This is a genomic window from Brachybacterium sacelli (genome assembly GCF_017876545.1).
Taxonomy (GTDB): Bacteria; Actinomycetota; Actinomycetes; order Actinomycetales; family Dermabacteraceae; genus Brachybacterium; species Brachybacterium sacelli.
Map to the genome: position 1 here is coordinate 2824258 of NZ_JAGIOD010000001.1, position 19818 is coordinate 2844075.

Below are 19818 nucleotides of genomic sequence, written 5' to 3' on the forward strand. Positions count from 1 at the left end.
TCCTGCCCCTACAATGGGGCGGCACTGCGCCGGGATCGGCGCGGCGGTCGGGAGGAGAGAGATGTCAGGGCATTCCAAGTGGGCGACCACCAAGCACAAGAAGGCCGTCATCGATGCCAAGCGCGGCAAGCTGTTCGCCAAGCTGGTCAAGAACATCGAGGTGGCAGCACGCATGGGCGGCCCTGACCCAGCGGGCAATCCCACCCTCTACGACGCCATCCAGAAGGCGAAGAAGACCTCCGTCCCCAATGACAACATCGACCGCGCCGTCAAGCGCGGCGGCGGTCTCGACGGCGGCGGGGTCGAGTACGAGACCCTGATGTACGAGGGCTACGCCCCCGGCGGCGTCGCGGTGCTCGTCGAGTGCCTCACCGACAACAAGAACCGTGCGGTCTCCGAGGTGCGGCTGGCCTTCAACCGGGGCGGTGGCAACATGGCCGACTCCGGCTCCGTGTCCTACCTGTTCGAGCGCAAGGGTGTGGTGACGGTTCCCAAGGACGACCTCACCGAGGACACCCTGCTAGAGGTCGTCCTGGAGGCCGGCGCCGAGGAGATCACCGACGAGGGCGAGTCCTTCGAGATCCTCTCCGAGGCCACCGACGTGGTCGCCGTGCGCACCGCGCTGCAGGAGGCCGGCATCGACTACGACAGCGCCGAGGCGCAGTTCGTCCCCACCATGCGCACCCCCGTCGACCTCGACGGGGCCCGGAAGGCGCTGAGGCTGATCGACACGCTCGAGGACAGCGACGACGTGCAGAACGTCTTCTCCAACCTCGACATCCCCGAGGACGTCGCCGCCCAGCTCGACGAGGCCGGATGACCCTGCGGGTGCTCGGGGTCGACCCCGGACTGACCCGGTGCGGGATCGGCGTGATCGATTCCGCCGGCGGCCGACGGGCCACGCTCGTGAGTGCCGGAGTGATCCGCTCGGAGTCCGAGGACCCCATCGACCGCAGACTGCTCATCCTCGCCCGCGGACTGCGGGCGGCGATGGAGGAGCACGGCCCGGACGTGGTCGCCGTCGAGCGCGTCTTCAGCCAGAACAACATCTCGACGGTGATGGGCACCGCGCAGGTCTCCGGCATCGCGATCGTGGAGGCCGCAGAGCGCGGCATCCCTATCGCGATGCACACCCCCTCCGAGGTGAAGGCCGCGGTCACGGGCAGCGGCCGGGCCGACAAGAAGCAGATCCAGACCATGCTGGTCCGTCTGCTCGGTCTCGAGGCCCCGCCCCAGCCCGCCGACGCCTCCGATGCGGTGGCGATCGCCCTGACCCAGCTGTGGCGGGGACCCGGCCCGGTCGCGCTCGACGCCACCGGCGGAGCCCGTACCAGTGCCCAGTCGGTGTGGGCGCGGGCGGAGCGCGAGGCCCGACGCGCCCGGGAGCGCTCCACCTCCCGACACTGATCGAACACTCGTTCTACAGTGGTCCCGTGATCGCAACCCTGACCGGGCGAGTCGCCCGCATCGACCTCGATTCCCTCGTCCTCGACGTGGGCGGAGTGGGCTACCTCGTGCGCACGACGCCGCAGGCGCTGAGCTCCACCCGTCACGGCGCCGAGCTCACCCTGCACACCGAGCTGATCGTGCGCGAGGACTCGATGACGCTGTTCGGCTTCCCCCATCCCGAGGAGGCCGAGACCTTCCGCATCGTGCAGTCGGTCTCCGGCATCGGCCCCCGCACCGCGCTGGCGGTGCTCGCGGTCCTGGATCCCGAGGAGCTGCGCCGGGCCGTCGCCGAGCAGGACACGAAGACCATCACCCGCACCCCGGGCATCGGCCCGAAGGTCGCGGGTCGGATGCTGCTCGAGCTGGGCGGGAAGCTGCCCGCCCCCTCTCAGTCCGGCCCGGGCGGCAGCGAGGCGGCAGCCGTTCCCGCCGGCGGCGTGGACGGGGACGTGGTCGAGGCGCTGGTGGGCCTGGGCTGGCCGGAGAAGGGCGCCGCCGCGGCCGTCGAGGCCGTCCGCGCCGAGGACCAGGCCGCGCCGGATGCCGCTGATCTGCTGCGTCGGGCGCTGCGCCGTCTCGGAGGCAGCCGGTGAGCCGCGAGGACCTCACTCCGAGCGATGACCCCGCTGACGACGTGACGGCTCCCACCTCGGTGACCGATCCCGGGTCCGCGCCCCCGGAGCGCCAGGCCGAGGCCGCCCTGCGGCCGCGACGGCTCGACGAGTTCGTCGGCCAGCAGGTGGTCCGCGAGCAGCTGTCGCTGGTGCTCGACGGGGCCACCGGTCGCGGGCGCGCTCCCGAGCACATGCTGCTGTCCGGCCCGCCGGGACTCGGCAAGACCACCCTCGCCATGATCATCGCCGCCGAGCTGGGCGCCCCGCTGCGCATCACCTCGGGCCCCGCGATCCAGCACGCCGGCGACCTCGCCGCGATCCTCTCCTCGCTCGACGAGGGGGAGGTGCTCTTCCTCGACGAGATCCACCGCCTCGCCCGCCCGGCCGAGGAGATGCTGTACATCGCGATGGAAGATTTCCGGGTCGACGTCGTCGTCGGCAAGGGGGTCGGGGCGACCTCCATCCCGCTGGACCTGCCGCCCTTCACCGTGGTCGGGGCCACCACGCGCGCGGGGCTGCTGCCCGCCCCGCTGCGTGACCGCTTCGGTTTCATCGGCCACCTGGACTTCTACGCCCCCGAGGAGCTGCGCGAGGTGGTGCGGCGCTCGGCCGTGCGCCTCGAGGAGGACCTGGAGGAGGAGGCGGGGATCGAGATCGCCTCCCGCTCCCGGGGCACCCCGCGGATCGCGAACCGCCTGCTGCGCCGCGTGCGCGACTGGGCGCAGGTCAAGGGCGACGGACAGCTCGACCTCGCGGCCGCCAAGGAGGCGCTGCGCGTCTACGAGGTCGACGAGCGGGGCCTGGACCGCCTGGACCGGGCGGTGCTCGGGGCGTTGTGCGGTCGCTTCGCCGGGGGTCCGGTGGGGCTGTCCACCCTCGCCGTCGCCGTGGGGGAGGAGACCGAGACCGTGGAGACCATGGTCGAGCCCTATCTCGTGCGCGAGGGGTTCCTGCTACGCACGCCCCGGGGTCGCGCGGCCGCCCCGGCGGCCTGGACGCACCTCGGGCTCCAGGCACCCGAGGGAGGCAGCGGCACCGCCCCGATGCTCGGACGCTTCTGAGTGACGCGCCACCGTCTGTGAACCCGCGTGTGATCGACGGGTACAGTAGAGCGGTCAGTCGTCCGCGGCAGGGCGGCCTGCGAGCATCAGCTCCCGGGCCCGCTGCTGTCCGCCGAAAGGAATCCTGTGGAATCCCTCCTGCCCCTCCTACTCATCTTCGCGGTCATGATGCTGCCTCTGATGTTCCTCTCGAGCCGCCAGAAGAAGGCGCAGCAGAAGCAGCGCGCGCTGGTCGACCAGCTCGGCGTCGGTGACGAGGTGCGCACGCACTCGGGCTTCTACGGCCTGATCGTCGACTCCTTCGACGACGTCGTGGTCCTCGAGTCCGAGGACGGATCGCAGTCGAAGTGGGCCCGCCAGGCGATCGCCATGGGCGTCGACCCGGTCGAGTCCGACGAGACCCCCGAAGCGCAGGACGAGGCCGCCGAGGAGACGTCCGGGACGAACGACATCCCCGGCGTGACGGTCACCGACGACTCCGAGCGCTCCGAGGAGCGCCGCGAGCGCTGACCCCCGCGGGTGCCGCGCACCCGCCGTCGTGAGCCGCCGGCTCGCCCCACACCATCCGTCGTCCTGAGGAACTCGCCCCATGCCCGCACGTCGCATTGCCCTCGCGGCTCTCGCGGTGCTGATCCTGCTGCTGGGCGGCGGGATCGGCGCCGGAGTCTGGAAGGGCGGCTGGGAACCGGCACCCAAGCTCGCTCTCGACCTCGAGGGTGGCACCCAGATCATCCTGCAGGCCGAGTCGCGCGACGGTGCGGCGATCGATTCGACCGCCATGGAGCAGGCTCGTCAGATCATCTCCCAGCGCATCAACGCCATGGGTGTCTCCGAGACCGAGATCAGCGTCCAGGGCGGCTCGAACATCGTCGTCGACGTCCCCGGTCAGCTCGATCAGGAGACCTCCGAGGCTCTGCGGCAGACCGCCTCGATGTCGTTCCGACCCGTGCTCGGCGCGGCGGCTCCCGAGGCCGCCGGCGGCGCCTCCGACGCCGGTGGGGCGTCCGACGGCGGAGCCTCGGACAGCGGAGCGGAGGGGTCCGAGGAGAGCTCCTCGACCCCCGCCGATCCTTCGAAGCAGCATTTCGACTCGCCGGTCAGCGAGGACTCCTCGCTCGCCCCGCCCCAGGACGCGGCCGGCGGAGACCTGAAGTATCCCGCCTGGTCGACGGACTGGGTGACTCCGGAGGTCCAGGAGGAGCTGCAGTCCGCGGACTGCACGGATCCGCGGGCGCAGCAGGAGCAGGTCTCCGACGCCGCCGCGGACGAACCCATGGTCGCCTGTGATCCTGAGGGCTCCCAGAAGTACCTGCTCGGACCCGAGGTCGTGGCCGGCTCCTCGATCGCGAGCTCCTCGGTGGCGGCCGACGTCAATCCGACGGGCCAGTCCACCGGCTACTACGTGGTCAACATGGGCTTCGAGGAGGACGCGGCGCAGTCCTTCGCGGACATGACCTCGGCCCTCTACAACAGCGAGGGCGGCTCACCGGCCTTCGGCATCGTCCTGGACGGCCAGGTCATCTCCGCCCCGCAGGTCCAGGAGCCCTCCACGGGCGGTGAGGCCTCGATCTCCGGGAACTTCTCCCAGGAGCAGGCGAGCCAGCTCTCGGACCAGCTGCGCTTCGGCGCACTGCCGCTCGAGTTCAACGTGGCCTCCGAGCAGCAGATCTCGGCCACGCTGGGCACCGACCAGCTCGAGATGGGGCTGATAGCCGGGCTGATCGGTCTGGCGCTGGTGGTGGCCTACGCCTTCTTCCAGTACCGCGCACTGTCGGTCGTGACCATGACGAGCCTGCTGGTCATGGGTTTCCTCACCTACGCCACCCTCACCGTGCTCTCGAACATCCCCGACATCGGATACCGGCTCTCGCTGGCCGGTGTGGTGGGCATGATCGTCGCGATCGCCTTCACGGCGGACTCCTTCATCGTGTACTTCGAGAGGGTCCGCGACGAGATCCGTGACGGTCGAGGGATCGTGGCCGCCGTGGACCACGGCTGGGACCGTGCGAAACGGACCATCCTCGCCTCCGACGCCGTGAACGTGATCGCGGCCGTCGTGCTCTACCTGCTCTCCACCGGCGGCGTGCGCGGCTTCGCCTTCGTCCTGGGCGTGACCACGCTGCTCGACCTGCTGGTCGTCTTCTTGTTCACCCATCCCGTGCTGCAGGTGCTGGTCCGCACCAGATTCTTCGGCAAGGGCCACCCGTGGAGCGGCCTCGACCCGGCCCGGCTCGGTCGCTCGGTGCCCGCCTATGCGGGGCGCGGACGGGTGCGCTCGCTCGCGGCACGCAGCACCGTCGACGACGGTGAGCAGACCCACGAGACGCTGGCCGCCCGCAAGGCGCGCCTGGCTCGGGACGCGGCCGAGCGCGAACGCGCCGAACAGGGCCCGAGCCCCCAGGGGGCACCGGAAGCCGCGGGAGGGGAACGCCCCGGTGAGGCGCCCGACGGCGGCACGAGGGACGACGACCCCGAGGAGACGAGCCGATGACCGCGACATTCTCCCGGTTCGGCAACGACCTCCATGCGGGTCGCCGTACCGTCCCGCTCGTCGGTCGGCGCCGCACCTGGTACGTGATCAGCCTGGTCGCGCTGCTGGTGCTGGCCGGGTTCGCCGTGCTGCGCGGGCCGAACCTCGGGATCGAGTTCACCGGCGGCTCGGAGTTCCAGGTGGCCGGGGTGGCCACGGCCGAGGAGAGCACCGCCCGTGACGTCGTGCGAGAGCACGTGCCGGACAACGAGCCCAAGGTCACCGTGATCGGCCAGGACACCATGCGCGTCCAGACCGAGCAGCTCGACTCCGCCGAGACCGCCGCCCTGGCCGGGGACCTCGCGGAGGCCTACGGGGTCTCCACCGACGACGTGTCCTCCTCCTTCGTCGGACCGGTCTGGAGCGGGGACATCACCCAGAAGATGCTCCGCGGCATCGTGGTGTTCCTGGTGCTGGTCGCCGCCACGATGGCGGTGTACTTCCGCAACCTGAAGGCCTCGGCCGCGGCCATGGGCGCGCTGGTGCACGACATGCTGGTCACCGCGGCGGTCTACGGCGTGGTCGGCTTCGAGATCACCCCGGGCACGGTGATCGGCTTCCTCACCGTCATGGGCTACTCGCTGTACGACACGATCGTCGTCTTCGACAAGGTCCGGGAGAACACCGCGGACCTCACCGGACAGACACGGGCGACCTACGCCGATCAGGTCGAGCTGGCCGCGAACCAGACCCTGGTGCGCTCGATCAACACCTCCGTGGTGGCGCTGCTGCCCGTGGGATCCATCCTGGCGATCGGTGCCTTCCTGCTCGGGGCGGGCACGCTCAAGGACATCTCGCTGGCGCTGTTCATCGGCATCCTCGTGGGGGCCTACTCCTCGATCTTCCTGGCCCCCGGTTTCCTGGTGGACCTGCGCCGCCGGGAGACGGGGATCCGCGCCCACACCGAGTCCGTCCGGCAGGCCCGACGCAGCGGAGGGGCCTCAGGCGTCGCCGGCGACCGCCGGGTCGATCGCTCCGACGAGGCGGCCGAGGACGAGCTCGGGGGCGAGGGCGAGGAGCCGGCGGAGCCCGTGCAGGACGACTCGACCGCAGCGTCCGACGCGACGGCGACATCCGATGCGGGACCCGCCGCCGACGCGGCGGCAGCACCGGAGCCCGAGTCCTCGCCGCCGGAGGAGACCGCCTCGGGGGAGGAGCTCGACCGGGCTGCGACCGACGGGGCGGATGCCGCGGCCCCGAAGGACGACCTCGACGCGGAGCGGACCACGGACGACGACTTCCCTGCGGGCAGGGAAGAGGCCACGGGCGAGGACGAGGACCGCTCGGAGGAGGACCGCTCGCGGGCCCCGACGGGAGCCTCCGGGCACGCTCGTCACCAGCCGCGCCGCACCTCGCGGCGTCGGCGCACCGGACGAGGGGAAGCATCCCAGTGAGCCAGACCGTGCCCACCCGTGAGCAGATCGAGGATCTGCGCCGGAGCCACATCGCCGAGTACCCGGACTTCCCCACGCCCGGGGTGCTGTTCCGTGACATCACCCCGCTGCTGCGGGATGCCGGGGCGCTGCGCGAGGTCATCCGGTACTGGATGTCCCTGTTGCCCGCGGACATCGAGTACGTCGTGGGCACCGAGGCGCGGGGCTTCGTGCTGGGCGCGCCGCTGGCGTACGAGCTGGGCGCGGGATTCGTCCCCGTCCGCAAGGCGGGAAAGCTGCCGGGTTCGCCGGCCACGTTGAGATACGACCTCGAGTACGGCAGCGCGGTCGTCCAGATCCCCGAGAACTCCCTGCCCGTGGGTGCCCGCACGCTGGTGGTCGACGACCTGCTGGCCACCGGGGGGACCGCCGCGGCCACGATCGAGCTCACCCGGAGATTCGGGGTCGAGCTGCTGGGGGCCTCGTTCCTCATCGAGCTGGAGGGCCTCCAGGGACGCCGGAAGCTGCCGGACGTCCCGCTGACGACCGTCTGGTCGATCCCGAACTGATCGCTTCCGCAGGACGCTCCCGCACGACTCGCGTGCGCGGCGTCGGAGACCCCCGCCGCCGCGCGTAGACTGGACGCACCGGAGAAGGAGGTGTGCAGTGCAGGAGCAGCCCGTATCCGAGAGCACGGGAGCGGACGTCGCCACGTCGCGCTCCGGCGTGAGTTCGTCGAGCCCCACTCCGGCTCCGACCAAGGGCCCGAGCCAGGGGCCGCGCAAGCCCCGCTCCCGGCGGTCCTTCTTCTCGTCGCGTTCGGCCACCACCACGGATCCACTGCTGGCACCGCTGCTGGAGACCATGTCGGCGGTGAGCCCCAAGGAGAGCCTCACCCTCATCCAGCGCGCGTACACGGTCGCCGAGCGCGCGCACCGCGGCCAGTCGCGCAAGAGCGGGGACCCCTACATCACCCACCCGGTGTCGGTGGCCACCATCCTCGCGGAGCTCGGCTCGCCCGCGGAAGTGGTGGCGGCGGCCCTTCTGCACGACACGGTCGAGGACACCGACTACTCGCTCGACCGACTCCGGGAGGAGTTCGGCGAGGTCATCGCCGTGATGGTCGACGGAGTGACGAAGCTCGACAAGGTCACCTACGGCGAGGCGGCCCAGGCCGAGACCGTGCGCAAGATGATCGTGGCGATGAGCCGCGACGTGCGGGTGCTCCTGATCAAGCTCGCCGACCGTCTGCACAATGCCCGTACCTGGAAGTACGTGCCGGCCTCCTCCGCCGAGCGCAAGGCCAAGGAGACGCTCGAGATCTATGCGCCGCTGGCGCACCGCCTGGGCCTGAACACCATGAAGTGGGAGCTCGAGGACCGCTCGTTCCAGGTGCTCTACCCGAAGGTCTACGAGGAGATCGTCGCGCTGGTGGCCCAGCACGCCCCGGCCCGCGACCAGTACCTCAAGACGGTGTCCTCGCAGATCCTGGACGACCTCAAGAAGGCGAAGATCAAGGCCGAGGTCACCGGCCGTCCCAAGCATTACTACTCCATCTACCAGAAGATGATCGTGCGCGGCCGCGACTTCGCGGACATCTACGACCTGGTCGGGGTGCGGGTGCTGGTCGACACGGTCCGCGACTGCTACGGCGTGCTCGGCACGCTGCATGCGCGCTGGTCCCCGGTGCAGGGCCGCTTCAAGGACTACATCGCGCTGCCGAAGTTCAACCTGTATCAGTCGCTGCACACCACGGTCATCGGCCCAACCGGGAAGCCGGTCGAGGTGCAGATCCGCACCACGGAGATGCACCGTCGGGCGGAGTACGGCGTCGCCGCCCACTGGAAGTACAAGGCGATGGCGGGAACGACCGGTGGGGAGACGGGGCCCGGCGCCAACGAGGCGGCCTGGCTGCGCCAGCTCATGGACTGGCAGAAGGAGACCACCGATTCCGGCGAGTTCCTGGACTCGCTGCGTTTCGAGATCAACACCCAGGAGGTGTACGTCTTCACGCCGAAGGGGGACGTGCTCGCCCTCCCGCAGGGGTCCACCCCGGTCGATTTCGCCTACTCCGTCCACACCGAGGTCGGGCACCGCACGATCGGCGCCCGCGTCAACGGACGCCTGGTGTCCCTGGAGTCCGCGCTGGCCACGGGGGACGTGGTGGAGGTGTTCACCTCGAAGTCCCCGGACGCCGGACCCAGCCGGGACTGGCTGGGTTTCGTGAAGTCCCCGCGGGCGCGCAACAAGATCCGGCACTGGTTCTCCAAGGAGCGGCGCGAGGAGGCGCTCGAGCGGGGCAAGGAGGACCTCGCCAAGGCCTTGCGGCGTCAGGACCTGCCGATGCGGCGTCTGCTCACGCACGACACGCTCGCCACCGTGGCCACGGACCTGAATCTCCCTTCGGTGGACGCGCTCTACACCTCGATCGGCGAGAGGCACACCGGTGCCCAGCACGTGGTGGAGAAGCTGCGGGCGGTCTTCGGCGGCTCGGACGGCGCCGAGGAGGACGTGGCGGAGATGACGCTGCCCTCCCGGGCACGCTCCCGCCCCACGCGCTCGGAGCGTCATACCTCGGAGACCGACCAGGGCGTGATCGTCGACGGGCAGACCGATCTGTGGGTCAAACTGGCCAAGTGCTGCGCCCCGGTCCCGGGCGACCCGATCGTCGGCTTCATCACCCGCGGCTCCGGCATCTCCGTGCACCACACCAGCTGCTCCAACGCGATCCAGCTGCAGGAGCAGCAGCCGGATCGGATGGTGGAGGTGGCATGGTCCGGCCGGCATTCGACCGCCTACCTCGTGCACATCAAGGTCGAAGCCCTCGACCGCCCGCGGCTGCTCACCGACCTCGCCCTGGTGATCTCCGAGCAGCAGGTCAACCTCTATTCCGCGGCTGCGCAGTCGAACACCGACCGCCTCGCCACGACCTTCTTCTCCTTCGAGCTCGCCGATCCGTCCCACCTGCAGTCCGTGCTGGCCCAGGTCCGTCGGGTCGAGGGCGTCTACGACGTGTACCGGGTCACGGCCGATGGCAAGCCCGTGGGCACCTCCGAGCCGCTCACCGTCAGCTGAGAGCCGCGCCGGCCCGGGCGGGCTCCTCCCCAGCAGTGATCAGGCTGCCGGCAGGTGCTCTCCGAGCAGCTCCTCCACTCGTTCCTTCGCCGTCCTCGCGCCGGGGTGACGCCCCATCCGCGCCACACGGCGCCGGATCTCAGGCTCGGTGACGTGCCCGCTGTCGACCAGGCCACGCAGCGCCGGTTCCGCGACGCGGTCCGGGCAGAATCGCAGCAGGTCGACCGCGGTGCGCAACGGTGCCGTCACCGGTGCCCCGCCGATCGTCTCGACCTCGTGGGGATGCAGTCGCGCAGTCCGCACCGTCGCCCCGAGGATCGAGTCCCGGTGCGCGCTCGTGAGCAGCTCCGCGGGGGCCGGGGGAGAGCCCCCGAGCAGGACCCAGGCCGCCGACGGCCCGGCGATCACGTGATACGACTGCAGCTGCCCGCCCAGCGCGCAGCCCAGGGCGAGGGCTCTGTGCACGGCAGTGCCCAGCAGATCCGGAGGCAGGAAGATCCCGGGCAGCAGCCGCGCGAGCAGCTGCTCCTGGACCATCGCCCAGGTCGAGGGATTCTCCTCCCACCGCTGGAGGCTCGCCCCGATCGGCACGGCGAGCTCGGCGGCGTGGTGCGACCAGGCCGCGCACAATCCCGTACGCGGGGGCGGCGGAGGTGGATCCAGGGCGCGGCGCCACCGAGAGCGGCCGCGACGCGGCGACCCGGTCGCGGCACTCGAAGGGCTCATGCACCGACTCTGACCTGCGCGGGCCCGGACGGCAATCGCCCCGCCCGTCACTGTGGACGGGCGGGGCGGTGGAGGACCGATGGAAGGGGGACGCGGTGCGCCTCCGGCCGAGGGTCAGCCGAGGTCGCGGGCGGACCTTTCGATCACTGCCAGCCACTGCTTGCGTGCCTCGAGGGCGGTCTCCGCCTCGGCGATCTTCGAGGGATCGCCGGTGGCACGGGCCTTCTCGAGATCCTCCTCGTACGAGGCGATCGCAGAGTGCAGCTGCGAGGAAGCGCCCTCGACCCGGGCTCGGGTGCGGGGGTCGGTGCGGCGCCACTCGTCCTGCTCGGCATCCTTCACGGAGCGCTCGACCTTGCGCAGCCGGTCGTCGACGCGGCGCATGTCCGCGCGGGGCACCTTGCCGGCCTCCTCCCAGCGGTCCTGGATCGAGCGCAGCGAGGTCTTGGCGGCGTCGAGATCCTGGCTCGGGTCGATGGTCTCGGCCTCCTCCAACAGCGCCTCCTTGACCTGGAGGTTCTCGCGCTGTTCCGCCTCGAGCTGGTGGAGGTCGGCATTGCGGGCATCGAAGAAGCGGTCCTGGGCGGCCTTGAACCGCTTCCACTGGGCGTCGTCCTTCTTGCGGCTCCCGCGCGGGGCACGGCGCCACTCGCCCATCAGGTCCTTGTAGGCCCGGACCGTCGGCCCCCAGTCGGTGGAGTCCTGCATCTCCTCGGCGCGGGCGATGAGGGTCTCCTTGATGTCGGCCGCCTCGGTGTGCTTCTCGTCGAGCTGGGAGAAGAACTGCTTGCGCATCCGATCGAAGGTGGAGCGGGCGGCCGAGAGCCGCTTCCAGAGGGCCTCCTCGGTGGGGCGGTCCAGGGAGACGTCCTCGGTCTGCATCGCCTTCCAGCTCGGCACCATCTGGCGCATGGTCTCCCCGGCGTTCTTCCAGGAGAGCTGCTCGGGATCGGTGGCGACCAGCGCCTCGATCGACTCGACGAACTCGGTGCGCCGACGCGTTGCCTCCTCGCGCGCCTCGGCTCGCTTCGCCTCGAGGGCCTGGATCTTGCCCTTGGCGTTCTCGCGCAGATCGTGCGCGCGGGCGCGCAGAGCCGGGATATCTCCGACGACCTGCGGCTCCTTCATGTTCTTGCGAAGGTTCTCGAGCAGACGGTTGAGCTCGTTCTGCGTGTGCTCCGGCGCGTTGAGCGTGGTCTGGGTGAGATCGAGGAAGGCGACCAGATCCAGGTAGCCACGGGCGTAGGGCTCGAGCGCCTGGTCGTGATCCGCCTCGGTGGTGGTTCCGATGGTGCGCACCTGCGTGCCGTCCTGGACGGAGACGGTGCCGTCCTCGGCCACGGTCCCGAACGCCTTGGCGGCCTTCAGCTCCTCCGGGTCGTACTCGGTGACCGGGGCGGCCACCGGAAGCAGGGCGGCGGTGGGCTTCTTGCCCGCGAGCGCGGCGGGGGAGGGCACGCCGGGCTTGTGCCCCGGTGCCGGATGGGGGCGGGGTCGCGGTGACGGGGTGGGAGCGGCGGGCTCGGACGATCCGTTCGAGGCCGAGGTGGTGTCCTCGCCCTGCGCCGACGTGGAGCCGTCGGTGGCGGAATCGGCGGTCTGCTGTTCCTCGGCCGATGCCTCGGGAGCCGGGTCGAGCTCGGGTGACTGGGTCGCCTCGGCGGGGGTCGCGTCGGGCTCGGATGCTGCGGTCGCGGAAGGGGTGTCGGCCTCGGAACCGTCCTGGCGCCGCGCCTCTGAGGCGTCCGCCGGGCTCTCCGGGTCGACGGACGCGGCGTCGGCGGGCACGGACTGCTCGTCGGGCACGGCCGACGCTTGCTCCACGGCCGATGCCTGCTCGTCAGGCACGGTCTGCTCTGAGGGCGAGGGCTGCTCATCGGACATCGACGACTCGTCGAGTGCGGACTGCGCAGGGGCAGGGGACTGGTCGGTGGCCTGATCAGAGGACTGATCGGCGGGATGCGACGCGGGGAGGGGAGTCTCGGACTCGCTCACGATTGAGCTCCTTCGAAGGGATCCGCTGCAGGGCGGGACACTGCCGCCACGATCGGCGGCCGGGCTGGCACGCAGGCGCGCCCCGGGAACGGGGCGGACCACGTCCCGGAACTCTACCGTGAGCAGAGCGCGAGAATCGTCCCGTCCGGGGTGACCGACGGACGCCGAGGTCAGGGATAATGGGGCCCGGCCATTTTCCGTCGCCGACCCCGAGAAGGATGTGCACCGCATGGCGAAGACCCCGAAGAAGTCTGGCTTGTCCGGATTCCCGGAGTGGCTCCCGGCTGAACGTCTCGTCGAGCAGCACGTGATCGACGTGTTCCGAGAGGTGGCCGAGCTCCACGGTTTCTCCGGTATCGAGACGCGCGCCGTGGAACCGCTGGACCAGCTGCTGCGCAAGGGGGAGATCGACAAGGAGGTCTACGTGCTGCGGCGCCTGCACGCCGAGGAGTCCGACGCCGCTGACGACTCCGGCGCGGATCCCGCGCGCACACTCGGACTGCACTTCGATCTCACCGTCCCGCTGGCGCGCTACGTCCTCGAGCACCAGAACGACCTGGCTTTCCCGCTGCGGCGTTTCCAGATCCAGAAGGTCTGGCGCGGTGAGCGACCCCAGGAAGGGCGGTTCCGGGAGTTCTACCAGGCCGATCTCGACGTGATCGGCCAGGACACCCTGCCTGGTCACATCGAGGCCGAGGTCGCCGTGGTGATGGCCGAGATCCTCTCGCGTCTGCCGCTGCCGTCGTTCACGGTCCACGCCAACACCCGCCGTCTCTCGGAGGGCTTCTTCCAGTCCCTGGGGCTCGAGGACCACGCCGCGGTGCTGCGCAGCCTCGACAAGCTGCCCAAGATCGGCGCCGCCGCCGTGCGCGAGTTGCTGCTGGCCGAGGCCGGCGCGACTCCTGAGCAGGCACGGGCCTGCCTGGAATTCGCCTCGATCCGAACCCGCGACGACTCCTTCGCCGAGCGCGTGCGGGAACTCGGGGGAAGCGGCGAGATGGTCGAGCAGGGCATCGCCGAGCTCACCGCCGTGCTGGAGCGGGTCGAGGCCGCTGTCCCGGGCGTGATCCTGGCGGACCTCTCCATCGCTCGCGGCCTGGACTACTACACCGGCACCGTGTTCGAGACCTTCGTGGCCGGCCACGAGTCCCTGGGCTCCATCTGCTCCGGGGGTCGCTACGACTCCCTCGCCACCGACAATCGGCACACCTACCCCGGTGTCGGACTGTCGATCGGTCTGTCCAGGCTGGTCTCGCGGATGCTCTCGGCGGACCTCGCGCACGCTTCGCGCACGGTCCCGACCTGCGTGCTGGTCGCCGTCCTCGACGAGCAGTCCCGTCCGCTCAGCGACGCCGTCGCCCGCGCACTGCGCGGCCGGGGGATCGCCACTGAGGTGGCGCCGACCGCGACGAAGTTCGGCAAGCAGATCCGGTACGCGGACCGTCGCGCGATCCCCTACGTCTGGTTCCCGGGGGAGGAGGGGGAAGTCGGCGAGGTCAAGGACATCCGCACCGGTGAGCAGGCGAGCGCCGACCCGGCGACGTGGGAGCCGCCGGCGGAAGACCGCAACGTGCGGATCCTCCCCGGTGGCGGCGGCGAGAGCGCTATCTGACCGCGGGGACGAGTCTCGGTGGGCATGGATGAGGTGAGTCACACCGCCCCGTCCGGGGAATGATCCCGGACGGGGCAGCGTTCCAGGGGTCATGGCTACCGTCACCCTGAACTCAGAGAACCACGACAAGACCGTCGAGGACGGCATCGTCCTGATCGACTTCTGGGCGGGCTGGTGCGTGCCGTGCCAGCGCTTCGCCCCCATCTTCGAGGAGTCCTCGGAGACCCACGAGGACGTCACCTTCGCCAAGGTCGACACCGAGGACCAGCAGGATCTGGCCATGCGCTATGGCGTGACCTCCATCCCGACCCTGGTCGCCTACCGCGAGGGCATCCCGGTCTTCTCGCAGGCCGGCGCCCTTCCGCAGTCCGCGCTGGAGGACCTCATCGGCCAGGTCCGCAACCTGGACATGGACGAGGTCCGCACGGCCTACGCCGAGGCGCAGGCGAAGGAGCAGGCCTGAACGGCAGGAGCTCCGGCAGGTCGCTGAGTCCGACCGACGCCGTGTGAGGTCGAGAGACCTCGAAGAAGGCCCCGCCCCCGATCGCTCGGGGACGGGGCCTTTCGCTGTCGCGAGGGTCCTCGACGCGGATCAGGAGTGGCGGGCACCCTTCCGCTTCGCGTCGAAGCGGCCGCCCTCGTCACGGCGGGGACGTTCGTTGCCACGACGCCACGGACGCTCGCCGTCTCGGCGTCCGCCGCCCTGGCCGCCGCCGCGGGGGCCCTGGTCCTCGCTGATGCGCAGAGAACGACCGCCGACCTTCGCCTTCGAGATGCGGGCCTTCTGCTCCTCGTCCAGGGAGCCGCGGATCTGCACCAGCGCGAAGCTCGGGAAGATCTGGATCTTGCCCACGTCCTTGCCGTTCAGGCCGCCCTCACCGGTGATGGCACCGACGATCCCCGGCGGCCGCGCCCCATGGGTGTGGCCCACGCCGATGCGGTACGAGGTGTAGCCCCGCTCGGTCTGCCCGCCCCCGCCGCGAGGACCGCGCTCGGCCTGCCCGCGGTCATCGTTCTTGAGGGTGGCGCCGGTGAACTCCTCGTCCTCGGTGGGGGTGCCGGGGCCGTCGTCGCCGACGGTCATGGCGCCCAGCACGGCGGCGAGCTCGAGCGGATCGATGTCGTTCTCGGCGACGAATTCGCTGATCAGCTCTCGGTACAGCTCGAGGCGTCCGCGCTCGATCCGCTCCGGGACCTTCGTGAGCAGCGCAGCCAGGCGGTGCTTGGACACGTCGCGGGGCGAGGGGATGACCGCTTCCTCGAGCGTCTGCTTGGTGGCGCGCTCGATGTTCTTCAGGGCGCGGCGCTCGTGCGGGCCGATGAACGTCAGCGCCTCGCCGGAGCGTCCGGCGCGGCCGGTGCGACCCACGCGGTGGACGTACGCCTCGGGCTCGCGCGGCACATCGAAGTTCACGACCAGGCCGATGCGCTCGACGTCCAGACCGCGGGCGGCCACGTCGGTCGCCACGAGCACCTGCAGCGAACCGTCCCGCAGGCGCTCGACGATCTTCTCGCGCTCCTTCTGCGGCACGTCACCACTGATGGAGGCGGCGATCAGGCCGCGCGAGAGCAGGGCGGTGCCGATCTCCTCGGCCGCGGCACGGGTGCGCACGAACACGATCGCGGCCTCCGCCTCCGAGGTGGCGAGCACCCGGGCCAGGGCGCCGGTGCGGTGCTTGAAGGGCACCACGGCATAGGTCTGGTGCACGCTCTTGACCGTGGAGGACTGTGGGCTCACGCTGACCCGCACCGGGTCCTTCATGTGGTCCTGGGCGACCTTCTGGATGGCCGAAGGCATGGTCGCGGAGAACAGTGCGACCTGCCGGCTGGTGGGGGTGTGGGAGAGGATCTCCTCGACGTCCTCCGCGAAGCCCATCCGCAGCATCTCGTCGGCCTCGTCGAGGACCGCGACGCGGATGGTGTCCAGGCGCAGATTGGTGCGCCGCATGTGGTCCATGACGCGGCCCGGGGTGCCGACGACCACCTGCGCCCCGCGGGCGAGCGCACGCTCCTGCGGGCCGTACGGGGAGCCGCCGTAGACGGCGAGGACGTCCAGACCGCCGATCGCGGTCGCGAAGGACGAGATCGCGTCGGCGACCTGCATGGCCAGCTCGCGGGTCGGCGCGAGCACCAGGGACTGCACCTCCCGCAGGTCGGGATCGATGGCCGCCAGCAGCGGCAGACCGAAGGCGGCGGTCTTGCCGGTGCCGGTCTGTGCGACACCGATCACGTCACGGCCGGCGAGCAGCGCCGGGATCGCGCGGGACTGGATCGCGGAGGGACGGGTGAATCCCAGCTCGTCGACCGCTCGGCGCAAGGGCGCCGGCAGATCGATGTCGTCGAAGCTCGGCTCGGCCTCGGCGGGCTGCGCCGCCGGCTCGGCCGGGGCGGTCGCCTCAGGGGCCGACGCAGGGGCGTCGGGGTCGCGGGTCTCCGCGCCGGATACGAGATTCTGGGCAGGGGCGGTGTCAGTCATGGCGTCCTTGGAGGGTGGGAGAGTTCAACAGCCCTCGCAAGTCGCAGGGCGTATGTGCCCTGGCAGGTCGCGATATGAGACTTCCGCGGTGTGAACAGCGCAGCTCGAGCGACAAATGGGCTCGAAGGACCTGCAAGTGCGCAGGTCGGACAAGTACAGACTCTACGTGTCCGAGGAGCCCATCGATAGAGGAGCGTGCGCGAGATCGCACACGTCGGGCGGTAGGCTGGTGGATCCACGCCCACGGGCTTCGACGTCCCCGTCCGCCCCGGCGATCCGAGGGGCTCGCGCCCGCCACCACTCACCGTGAAGGACACCTCGTGCTGCGCACTCATTCCGCCGGCGCGCTCCGCCCGGAGCACATCGGACAGACCGTCACCCTCACCGGCTGGATCGGCCGCCGCCGTGACCACGGAGGCGTGACCTTCCTCGATCTGCGCGACGCGAGCGGCGTCGCCCAGGTCGTGGTCCGCGAGGACGAGGCGATGCACCTGCGCAACGAGTACGTGCTGCGCGTCGTCGGCACGGTGGGCCGTCGCCCCGAGGGCAACGAGAACTCCCTGCTGCCGACCGGCGAGGTCGAGGTCACCGCCGACGGCGTGGAGGTGCTGAGCAGCTCCGCACCGCTGCCGTTCCAGCTCGATGAGCACTCCGAGGTCGGCGAGGAGGCGCGACTGCGCTACCGCTACCTGGACCTGCGCCGTCAGGGCCCCGCGGCCGCGCTGCGCCTGCGCTCCGAGGTCAACCGCGCCGCCCGTGACACCCTCCTCGACCAGGACTTCGTGGAGGTCGAGACGCCGACGCTGACCCGTTCCACCCCGGAGGGTGCCCGCGACTTCTTGGTGCCCGCGCGTCTGGCACCCGGCTCCTGGTACGCGCTGCCGCAGTCGCCCCAGCTGTTCAAGCAGCTGCTGATGGTCGGCGGCGTCGAGAAGTACTTCCAGCTCGCCCGCTGCTACCGCGACGAGGATTTCCGCGCCGACCGCCAGCCCGAGTTCACCCAGCTCGACGTCGAGATGAGCTTCGTGGACCAGGAGGACGTCATCGTGCTGGCCGAGGAGATCCTCGCCGCCGTGTGGGCCAAGGGCGGGCACCGGATCGCCGGACCCTTCCCGCGCATCACCTACGCCGAGTCGATGCGCCGCTACGGCTCCGACAAGCCGGACCTGCGCTTCGACCTCGAGCTGGTCGAGATGACCGAGTACTTCTCCGACACCCCGTTCCGCGTCTTCCAGGCCCCCTACGTCGGTGCGGTCGTCATGGCCGGCGGAGCCTCCCAGCCGCGCCGTCAGCTCGACGCCTGGCAGGACTGGGCAAAGCAGCGCGGCGCCAAGGGCCTCGCCTACGTGCTGGTCCAGGACGACGGCACCCTGACCGGGCCGGTCTCCAAGAACATCTCCGAGACGGAGAAGGACGGACTGCTCGAGGCGACCGGTGCCGCCCGCGGGGACTGCATCTTCTTCGCGGCCGGGGACGCGAAGTCCTCCCGCGCCCTGCTGGGAGCGGCCCGCGGCGAGATCGCCGAGCGACTCGGCCTGATCGACCACGACGCCTTCGCCTTCGTGTGGGTCGTGGACGCGCCGATGTTCGAGCCCGCCGCGGAGGCTCGCGCCGCCGGGGACGTCGCCGTGGGGGCGGGGGCGTGGACCGCGGTCCACCACGCCTTCACCTCTCCCAAGCCCGAGTTCATGGACACCTTCGACTCCGACCCGGCCTCGGCCCTCGCCTACGCCTACGACATCGTCTGCAACGGCAACGAGATCGGCGGCGGATCGATCCGTATCCACGACCAGTCCGTCCAGCAGCGGGTGTTCGAGGTCATGGGCATCGGGCAGGAGGAGGCGCAGGAGAAGTTCGGCTTCCTGCTGGACGCCTTCCAGTTCGGCGCCCCGCCGCACGGCGGCATCGCCTTCGGCTGGGACCGCATCGTCGCCCTGCTGGCCGGGGAGGAGTCCATCCGCGAGGTGATCGCCTTCCCCAAGACGGGCAACGGCTACGACCCCCTGACGGCCGCTCCGGCGCCGATCACCCCCCAGCAGCGCAAGGAGGCCGGCGTCGACGCGAAGCCGGCACGGCAGGACGGGGCCGACGCGGCGGAGAAGACCGCCGAGGACACCGCGACCGCCTGAGCCTCCCGCACCGCAGAACAGCCCCCGCGAGAGTTCGCGGGGGCTGTTCTCGTGGTCCCGGGGCCGAAGGCGGTCGGGGCGGAGCGTCAAGGGCGAACGGCCGTGGGGGACCGGGCGCCGGTCCGCTCAGCGTGCGAGCTGGCCGTGCTTGACCTGGGCGCGGGGGAGACGGAATCGACGGATCTGGATCGCGCGCATGATCCCGTAGCCGACCAGCCCCCGCGGCACCTCACCGAACTCCGCGGTGAGACGCTTGCGCAGGTGTCGGCGCAGGAAGAAGGAGTCGATGACGCACACCAGGATGCCGCCCCACAGCACCACGATCATGCCGGTGCTCATCGCGAGGTAGAGCTCCGGGCGGATCAGCGGCATGACCAGCGCGACCAGCATGAAGATCAGGGCGATCGGGAAGAAGTACTCGGCGACGTTGCGTCGGGAGTCGACGAGGTCGCGCACCAGGCGGCGGTCGGTGCCGCGGTGCTGCAGCGGCATCTTCTTCTCGTCGCCCGTCATCATCGCCTGCTGGGACTCCGCCCGCTCCCGGGCGGCGCGCGCACGATCCCGCTTCCGGGCCTCCTTGCGGTCGTCGACCACGAGGGGTCGCCGACGGGCGGCCTCGGCCTCCTTGCGCGAACGGGTGGGCCGCCCCTTGGAACCGGGCCGCTCGGGCTGGTCCGGTTCGGGGGTCTGCGGGGTCTCTGACTTGCGGAAGATCACCGGGGCATTCTAGGCAACTGCGCCTGGGATTCCCCGGTACGCGTGGCGTGACATGCTTCTC

Annotated in this window: 16 protein-coding genes; 12 read left to right on the plus strand and 4 right to left on the minus strand. The window is 70.8% G+C overall.

Translation table 11 applies throughout. The annotated features are described in order from the left end of the window. The first annotated feature begins 61 nt into the window (after positions 1 to 61). The 9 genes from JOF43_RS12760 (at position 62) to JOF43_RS12800 (ending at position 10102) form a co-directional block, all read left to right on the plus strand. Positions 62 to 820, plus strand: coding sequence for a YebC/PmpR family DNA-binding transcriptional regulator (locus JOF43_RS12760; protein WP_209902531.1), 759 nt, complete (start codon positions 62 to 64; stop codon positions 818 to 820). Beyond that, positions 817 to 1407 (plus strand): crossover junction endodeoxyribonuclease RuvC, encoded by a 591-nt coding sequence (ruvC, locus tag JOF43_RS12765; protein WP_209902533.1) that lies wholly within the window; start codon positions 817 to 819, stop codon positions 1405 to 1407. The genes JOF43_RS12760 and ruvC overlap by 4 nt, the downstream gene beginning before the upstream one ends. A gap of 26 nt (positions 1408 to 1433) precedes the next feature. Next, complete coding sequence (gene ruvA, locus JOF43_RS12770) at positions 1434 to 2042, plus strand: Holliday junction branch migration protein RuvA (protein WP_209902535.1); 609 nt, start codon at positions 1434 to 1436, stop codon at positions 2040 to 2042. 41 nt (positions 2043 to 2083) lie between these two features. Further along, entirely contained in the window at positions 2084 to 3124 is a 1041-nt protein-coding gene (gene ruvB / locus JOF43_RS12775; protein WP_209903311.1) for a Holliday junction branch migration DNA helicase RuvB, read from the plus strand. A gap of 126 nt (positions 3125 to 3250) precedes the next feature. Beyond that, complete coding sequence (gene yajC / locus JOF43_RS12780) at positions 3251 to 3634, plus strand: preprotein translocase subunit YajC (RefSeq protein WP_342592173.1); 384 nt, start codon at positions 3251 to 3253, stop codon at positions 3632 to 3634. Positions 3635 to 3713: 79 nt separating this feature from the next. Further along, positions 3714 to 5615 (plus strand): protein translocase subunit SecD, encoded by a 1902-nt coding sequence (secD, locus tag JOF43_RS12785; RefSeq protein WP_209902536.1) that lies wholly within the window; start codon positions 3714 to 3716, stop codon positions 5613 to 5615. Further along, entirely contained in the window at positions 5612 to 7048 is a 1437-nt protein-coding gene (secF, locus tag JOF43_RS12790) for a protein translocase subunit SecF (RefSeq protein ID WP_209902538.1), read from the plus strand. Before secD ends, secF begins: the two co-directional genes overlap by 4 nt. Next, entirely contained in the window at positions 7045 to 7596 is a 552-nt protein-coding gene (locus JOF43_RS12795) for an adenine phosphoribosyltransferase (protein WP_209902540.1), read from the plus strand. Before secF ends, JOF43_RS12795 begins: the two co-directional genes overlap by 4 nt. A 157-nt stretch (positions 7597 to 7753) precedes the next feature. Then, positions 7754 to 10102, plus strand: coding sequence for a RelA/SpoT family protein (locus tag JOF43_RS12800; protein ID WP_342592174.1), 2349 nt, complete (start codon positions 7754 to 7756; stop codon positions 10100 to 10102). A gap of 39 nt (positions 10103 to 10141) precedes the next feature. Here the strand turns inward: JOF43_RS12800 and JOF43_RS12805 are convergent, their stop codons facing one another. Then, entirely contained in the window at positions 10142 to 10828 is a 687-nt protein-coding gene (locus JOF43_RS12805; RefSeq protein WP_245354107.1) for a hypothetical protein, read from the minus strand. A 114-nt stretch (positions 10829 to 10942) separates the two neighbouring features. Next, a complete protein-coding gene (locus JOF43_RS12810) occupies positions 10943 to 12823 on the minus strand; it encodes a DUF349 domain-containing protein (RefSeq protein ID WP_342592175.1) in 1881 nt (626 codons plus the stop codon). A 229-nt stretch (positions 12824 to 13052) separates the two neighbouring features. Between JOF43_RS12810 and hisS the strand changes: the two genes are divergently transcribed. Both hisS and trxA read left to right on the plus strand, forming a co-directional pair. After that, a complete protein-coding gene (gene hisS / locus JOF43_RS12815) occupies positions 13053 to 14435 on the plus strand; it encodes a histidine--tRNA ligase (protein WP_209902544.1) in 1383 nt (460 codons plus the stop codon). A 91-nt stretch (positions 14436 to 14526) separates the two neighbouring features. Then, positions 14527 to 14898 carry a thioredoxin gene (gene trxA / locus JOF43_RS12820; RefSeq protein WP_209902545.1) on the plus strand — a complete coding sequence of 124 codons (372 nt, stop codon included), beginning with the start codon at positions 14527 to 14529 and terminating at the stop codon, positions 14896 to 14898. Positions 14899 to 15027: 129 nt separating this feature from the next. Here trxA and JOF43_RS12825 read toward each other — a convergent pair whose 3' ends face one another. Continuing rightward, positions 15028 to 16911 (minus strand): DEAD/DEAH box helicase, encoded by a 1884-nt coding sequence (locus JOF43_RS12825; RefSeq protein ID WP_209902547.1) that lies wholly within the window; start codon positions 16909 to 16911, stop codon positions 15028 to 15030. A 320-nt stretch (positions 16912 to 17231) separates the two neighbouring features. On the opposite strand from JOF43_RS12825, the gene aspS reads away from it, so the two are divergent. Further along, on the plus strand, positions 17232 to 19040 hold the full coding sequence (gene aspS / locus JOF43_RS12830; protein WP_209902549.1) for an aspartate--tRNA ligase: 1809 nt from the start codon (positions 17232 to 17234) through the stop codon (positions 19038 to 19040). Between the two features lie 126 nt (positions 19041 to 19166). Here aspS and JOF43_RS12835 read toward each other — a convergent pair whose 3' ends face one another. Next, complete coding sequence (locus tag JOF43_RS12835; RefSeq protein WP_209902550.1) at positions 19167 to 19757, minus strand: DUF3043 domain-containing protein; 591 nt, start codon at positions 19755 to 19757, stop codon at positions 19167 to 19169. Between the last annotated feature and the right edge of the window lie 61 nt (positions 19758 to 19818).

Bases quoted from the DNA above. Each gene is read 5' to 3' on its own strand.
- JOF43_RS12760 (WP_209902531.1), top strand. From the start codon at position 62: ATGTCAGGGCATTCCAAGTGGGCGACCACCAAGCACAAGAAGGCCGTC.
- ruvC (WP_209902533.1), top strand. From the start codon at position 817: ATGACCCTGCGGGTGCTCGGGGTCGACCCCGGACTGACCCGGTGCGGG.
- secD (WP_209902536.1), top strand. From the start codon at position 3,714: ATGCCCGCACGTCGCATTGCCCTCGCGGCTCTCGCGGTGCTGATCCTG.
- secF (WP_209902538.1), top strand. From the start codon at position 5,612: ATGACCGCGACATTCTCCCGGTTCGGCAACGACCTCCATGCGGGTCGC.
- JOF43_RS12805 (WP_245354107.1), bottom strand. From the start codon at position 10,828: ATGAGCCCTTCGAGTGCCGCGACCGGGTCGCCGCGTCGCGGCCGCTCT.
- hisS (WP_209902544.1), top strand. From the start codon at position 13,053: ATGGCGAAGACCCCGAAGAAGTCTGGCTTGTCCGGATTCCCGGAGTGG.
- trxA (WP_209902545.1), top strand. From the start codon at position 14,527: ATGGCTACCGTCACCCTGAACTCAGAGAACCACGACAAGACCGTCGAG.
- JOF43_RS12825 (WP_209902547.1), bottom strand. From the start codon at position 16,911: ATGACTGACACCGCCCCTGCCCAGAATCTCGTATCCGGCGCGGAGACC.